Source organism: candidate division WOR-3 bacterium (assembly GCA_039801905.1).
In the GTDB taxonomy this organism is placed as follows: Bacteria; Hydrothermota; Tepidihabitantia; order Tepidihabitantales; family JBDRVQ01; genus JBDRVQ01.
On the sequence record JBDRVQ010000024.1, the window covers coordinates 22,403 to 28,846 of the forward strand.

Annotated in this window: 2 protein-coding genes; both read left to right on the forward strand. The window is 43.9% G+C overall.

Features of this window, described 5'->3' with window-relative positions:
* The first annotated feature begins 217 nt into the window (after positions 1-217).
* Positions 218-2,917, forward strand: coding sequence for a T9SS type A sorting domain-containing protein (locus ABIL00_05760; protein ID MEO0110259.1), 2,700 nt, complete (start codon positions 218-220; stop codon positions 2,915-2,917).
* A 586-nt stretch (positions 2,918-3,503) separates the two neighbouring features.
* A partial coding sequence (locus ABIL00_05765) for an SBBP repeat-containing protein (GenBank protein ID MEO0110260.1) occupies positions 3,504-6,444 on the forward strand: 2,941 nt, incomplete at its 3' end.

Here is a 6,444-nt window from a genome sequence, read left to right on the forward strand (position 1 = left end):
CCGGGTTTAGGCAGAGGAAAGTAGGTGGTTATGATTAGAGCGATAAAAATCATTCATTTGAATCTAATATCCATCTCTTTGCCGTCAGCAAGAGACAAACTGATGGTACTGGACTCAAACGAATAAAGTTATCACTTTAATCATCTAACCCGGGGTGGCACCGACCTGATGGGAAGTAAAACTTCTCTTGGTGCCGGAGAATGGAATGGAGGGAAAGATGAAGTCCTTTACATCCCTATTATTTGGTTTAGCCTTTATACTTTTTACCTTTCCCAATCTGAGCCTTGCTCAATATGCCCGAGTCTACGGCGGTGAAAGAGAGGAGAGGGCATATGCTCTATCTGAAGGCGCTATCCCGGGGACAAGGATTCGGGAATATGTCCTTGCCGGCTGGACCCAGAGTTATAGTGATCGGCGTAATCCCTTGGTTATCGGCGTCAACCAGGTAAATGGTAATTTCCTCTGGGGTCTTATCGCAAATGATACCGGTGAATTCCACTCCATCGCGAAGGCGAGAGATGGGTTTGTGCTCGCTGGTTATATAAGCCTTGCAGGCCGAGAAACCGGGATGGACATTATGGTAGCGAAGGTTTCACTTAACGGACAGTTCCTCTGGGGAAAGGTTTATTTAGCCCAGGCAGATGATTTTGCCAATTCTATCGTTCAAACTCGGGATGGCGGCTATGCGGTCTGTGGCTGGACAAATTCTTTTGGACCTAACCCTAAACCGAACATCATTGTGATGAAGTTAGATTCTTTGGGTAATCTCAAATGGTCAAGGGTCTATTGGTTTTACAACCACTTAGGAGCTGACCAGGCATTCAGTATTACCGAACTACCATTTTATCCCAATAACCCGAGAATGCGTTATGCGATTGTTGGTCGGACACAGGTCTATAGTGATGCCCGTTATGATGCCTTTGTGCTGACTCTTGATACCTTAGGCAATATAGTTTGGCCAAGGGTAATGCCTGGGGCTTATGATGAAGAGGCACATTCGGTGGTTGTTACTAATGATACAATCGCCGTTGCTGGCTGGACGAATAGTTTCAATCAATTTCATGATGCGGATATCTTCCTCTGGAAGTTGTGGGCTTATGATGGCTCAAGAATGACTCAAAAAGGTTACGGTGAGCCCTTTATTGACGAAAAGGTTGGAGATGACCGCTGTTTAGTCCTCAAAAGCCCTTCCCTTACTCATCCCTATAACTTTTTAATTGCCGGTTGGACAGGTCATACCCCGGCACCGGCTGGTGGAACCGACTTTCAATATCTGGCTTTAGATAAGTCTGCGGCTCCTGTTTGGATGAGACGGCATCCCAGTTTTGCTAATGGCACTCCCCACATAGAAGCAGCATACCCAGCACTCATTTCCGGTAGTTATATTGCGATTGCTGGTTTTTCTGATAACGACGCCTTCAGTTGGAGAGAAGATATGCACCTTTTGCGCACACCCCTCAGCGGTCTCAATCGGGTCTGTACCGCTTTGGATAGCGGTCCAACCTATTACTTTACTGCTGATTCCATAAAATATTGTCTCTCCGATTCCGCTCCACTTCCGATGACCTTTTTCTTTATGGATACCATCCGGGTACCGGTTCGTAAACTCTGCACTCTCAGTACTCCTAATCCTTTTGGACCAGTTCCTGCTCCCAGCATCTCAGCTAAAGCGGTTAAAAGTGGTGGTGGGTTAGTGGCTTTGGGAAATAACCTTTATCTCTTGGTTGGCAATAATACCCGGGACTTTGGCCGATACAACTTAGAAGATGGTGTTTGGTCAAAAGAGGAGAGTGTTCCCTTAGGGGTGCGGAATAAGAAGGTGAAGAAGGGAGCCTGTATGATAGCGATTCCGGGAATGGATGGAAAGGGAGTAGAAGGTGAGATTTATCTCTTAAAAGGTGGTGGCACAAATGAGTTTTATAAGTTTACTCCTAATGGCAAAGGCTGGCAGGAATTACCGGAACCTGGCTTTATGAAAGGGGTGAAGGGTGGATTTATGGCGGCGGTGACGGTTAATGATTGCACTTATATCTATGCCGGTAGTGGTTATAAGAATGAGTGGAAGAGGTTCAATCTTCAAACTGGGCAATGGGAGAAGTGTATACCTGAGACCTTACCTGGTGGTAATTGGAAGATTGGTAGTTCAATGGATGGATTTTTTGACGGGGTTAAAAATGGTAATCTTCCTAATAAACTTATTCTGATGCAGGCTGGTGGTAGAGAGAATAATATCTTTATGTTTAATCCTCAACCCGAACCACCGGGATTTTTGAAACTGGCAAGCCTACCATTAGTGGGAAGGAGTGCGCGGAAGAAGAAGGTTGGTGAAGGGGCATCAATTAGGATGTTTAATCCCCAACCGGAACCACCGGGAGAAGGTAAAGGTGTGGAACCTTCGCCTTGGTTTTTGGCAACCAAAGGGAAGAATACGAAAGAGTTCTGGCAATTGGAGATCTCTTCGGCAGAAGATGATACTGGTCATTGGACACAACTCCCGGATATACCATCGGAAAAAGGGATAAAAGGTGGTGGTTCTTTAACCTATTCGCCTTGGGATTTAGCGGTGTATCTAACGGTTGGTAATAATACGAATGAGATTTTTGCCTATTATCCATCACAGGAAGAAAGTTTATTTTCCTTTTTCCCAAAAGAACCTTCTTCCATGGGCAAAGCGGATAAGGCTTCTCATCGGGTAAGGATTTCTAATCCGGCGAGAGGTTTGGCGACTATCTACTACAATCTACCGAAGAAGGAGAAGGTGGCTTTAAAAATTTACAATATGCTGGGTGATATTGTCTATTCGGAGAAGACGGATAGAGGTTTCTTTTTAATTAAGAAACTACCGGCTGGAATCTATCTCTTACGGTTTGAGTCTAAGGACTACAAAGAAGAGAGGAAGTTAATTCTTGTGAAATAGCCTTAGGGATAAAAGGAGAGGCGGGAGGAATCTCCTCCCGCCTTCTTCTGAGCGAAATGATAAAATAGGAAGGGGATTGGAAAACCGGGATATTGACAAAAATGTTTTTTGCGTATAATTAGGGTCTATGGGGACTGGGTTAGGTTAAGCCCAGGTCCAGATTAGTACTTTCCCTGCCTTCCGGGTTTAGGCAGAGGAAAGTTAAGAGGATATGATTAGAGCGATAAGAATTATTTATTTGAATCCAATATCCATCTCTTTGCCGTCAGCAAGAGACAAACCGATGGTACTGGACTCAAACGAATAAAATTATCACTTTAATCATCTAACCCGGGGTGGCACCAACCTAATGGGAAGTAAAATTTCTCTTGGTGCCGGAGAATGGAATGGAGGGAAAGATGAAGTCCTTTAAATTCCCCTTATTGGGTTTAGCCCTTATCCTTTTTGCCGTCCCCAATCTGACCTTTGCTCAATATGCCCGAGTCTACGGCTATGATGATTCAAAGCCTGATGGATAAAGATTATTTCTAATAAAAAGCGGTCTTCTTGGCTTTTGAGAAATTTGCTTCTATAAAGAGGGGGAGATATGTTAAAGAGAAATCTTAATTTCTTATTTTTAATTCCACTTTTTCTTATTCCAACGCTTCTCTTTTCTCAGGTTGACACCGCTTGGGTGAGAAGATATAATGGTCCGGGAAATAGTTCGGATGCTGCTACTGCTTTGGCGATTGACAATTTGGGTAATGTCTATGTGACAGGTGAGAGTCCGGGTTCGGGTACTTCTTATGACTATGCAACAATTAAGTATGATGCTAATGGTAATCAGTTATGGGTAGCGAGATATAATGGTCCGGGAAATAGTTCGGATGTTGCTAATGCCATTGTGGTTGACAATTCAGGTAATGTCTATGTGACGGGTTTGAGTACGGGTTCTGGCACTTCTTCTGATTATGCGACAATTAAATATAACGCCAGTGGCACTCAGTTATGGGTAGCGAGATATAATGGTCCAGGGAATAGTGGTGATGGGGCTAATGCTTTGGCGATTGACAATTTGGGTAATGTCTATGTGACAGGTCGGAGTACGGGTTCTGGCACTTCTTCTGACTATGCGACAATTAAGTATGATGCTAATGGTAATCAGTTATGGGTAGCGAGATATAATGGTCCGGGAAATAGTTTGGATATTGCTTATGCTTTGGCGATTGACAATTTGGGTAATGTCTATGTGACAGGTCGGAGTACGGGTTCTGGCACTTCTTCTGATTATGCGACAATTAAATATAACGCCAGTGGCACTCAGTTATGGGTAGCGAGATATAATGGTCCGGAAAATAATTATGATGAGGGCTTTGCCCTGGCGGTTGATAATTCTGGTAATGTCTATGTGACGGGTTCTAGTGTTGGTTCTGGCATTTCCGAAGACTATGCGACAATTAAGTATGATGCCAATGGTAATCAGTTATGGGTAGCCAGATATAATGGTCCGGGAAATAATACGGATCAGGCTTTTGCTCTGGCGGTTGATAATTCTGGTAATGTCTATGTGGCGGGTTATAGTCTTGCTCCCGGCACTTCTTATGACTATGCGACAATTAAATATTATGAAAATAGAGATGTTGGTTGCATCCGTATTTTAGCACCAACTGGAACTATTAACCAGGGAACTGTTATCGTTCCTGCCTGCTCGGTTTACAACTACGGGTTAATGACTGTCAGTTATACCGTTCGGATGAAAATTGGAACATTATATAGTCAGACTGCCACTGTTACTAACCATGCTCCGGGCACCCGACGCTATGTTACCTTCCCGAATTGGTATGCTTCGGAATTGGGAACTCTTGCTGTCTCCTGCTCAACCGAACTTTCTGGTGACATCCAACCGGGAAATGATAAAGCAACTGGTTCGGTTTTTGTCCAAAGTCTTGATGCCCAGTGTGTTTCTATTGATGCGCCGACCGGAACACTCAATCAGGGGGTAACGATTCAGCCGAAGGCGACAATCAAAAATAACGGCAATACAACCCAGAATATTACTGCTCGGTTAATAATTGAAGATGGTTCTGGGTATAATTATACGGTGAGCCATTCTCTTGACCCAAACCAAGAGTTAGAATATACCTTCCCGGATTGGACCGCTAACAATTTGGGCTCTTGGGTGGTAAAATGCACGACGGAACTTAATGGTGATATGAATACTACCAATGATAAACAGACTGGTTCAGTTTTTGTCCAAAGTCTTGATGCCCAGTGTGTTTCTATTGATGCCCCGACCGGAACAGTGAATCTCGGCGATATTATTCAACCCAAGGCGACGGTGAAGAATAATGGCAATACCGAAAAGACCTTTAATGTTCGTTTTTGGATTCAAGGGACGAAGTATGAAGATGTGCAAGAGATAACTCTTGGTCCGGGGGGAGAGACACAAGTGACCTTTGCTAATTGGACTGCGGGACCGGTAGGGACTCTGGCAGTGAAGTGTACCGTGGAACTTAATGGGGATATGAACAATGCGAATGATAAACAAGAGGGTTTGGTTACGGTGCAAACTGGTGGACCGCCACCAACTGGTTGGCAGAAGGTTACCGATGTGCCGAAAGCGCCTTCTAATAAAGCGATAAAGTCTGGTGGCTTAATTGTCTTTGGTGGTGATAAGATCTATATCGTCAAAGGCAATAATACCAAAGACTTTTACGCCTTTATTCCGGATGATGCTCCAACCTCACTGGATTCGGTTAAGATTAATGGCAAGAAGGGTGTGAAGAAAGGAACAGGAATGGTCTATGATGGGACGAGATATCTCTACTTCGCTCCGGGGACTGGTACTTTACAATTCTGGCGCTATGATACCGAAAATAACGCTTGGGAATCCTTACCACCAATCCCCTTAGGTCCTAACAACAAGACTCTCAAAGGTGGTACTGGTATGGCTTATGCCAATGGCAAGGTCTATCTCTTAAAGGGTTCAAAGACCAATGAGTTTTATGCTTTTGACTGCGCTGATAACACTTGGATTCAAGATTTACCATCTGCTCCGGGAGATAAGGGTTATGGAGATGGTTCTTGTCTAATTGCCTATGACAATAATACCCTCTATGCTTTAAGAGGTAAGTATAATGAGTTCTACAAGTATGATATCTCGGCTAATACCTGGGAAAAAGATTCCGGAATGCCTTTTACTCATCCGCTGTGGAATAAGAAGAAGAAGGTTGGCGAAGGTGCGGCAATGACCTTAAAGGGCAATAGGATTTATGCCTTCAAGGGGAATAATACCAAAGAGTTCTGGTCATTTGACCCAGCGACCAAGTGGGCAGGCTTAGAGACAATTCCCAAGATGCCGGATAAGAAGTATGTGAAGGGTGGTGGACTCTGCACTTGGGGTGATGGTACAATTTATGCTTTAAAGGGGAATAATACCACTTCTATTTGGAAATATACTGGGAATAAATCTCAAATTTCAAATCTCAAATCTCAAAACGGGGAACAAACTCGGGAGTTAAGTTACAAGCCTTTGATAAAATCCTTAC

What these genes read in the sequence shown, in the direction of transcription:
- ABIL00_05760 (MEO0110259.1), top strand. Translation starts at nt 218, where the DNA reads ATGAAGTCCTTTACATCCCTATTATTTGGTTTAGCCTTTATACTTTTT.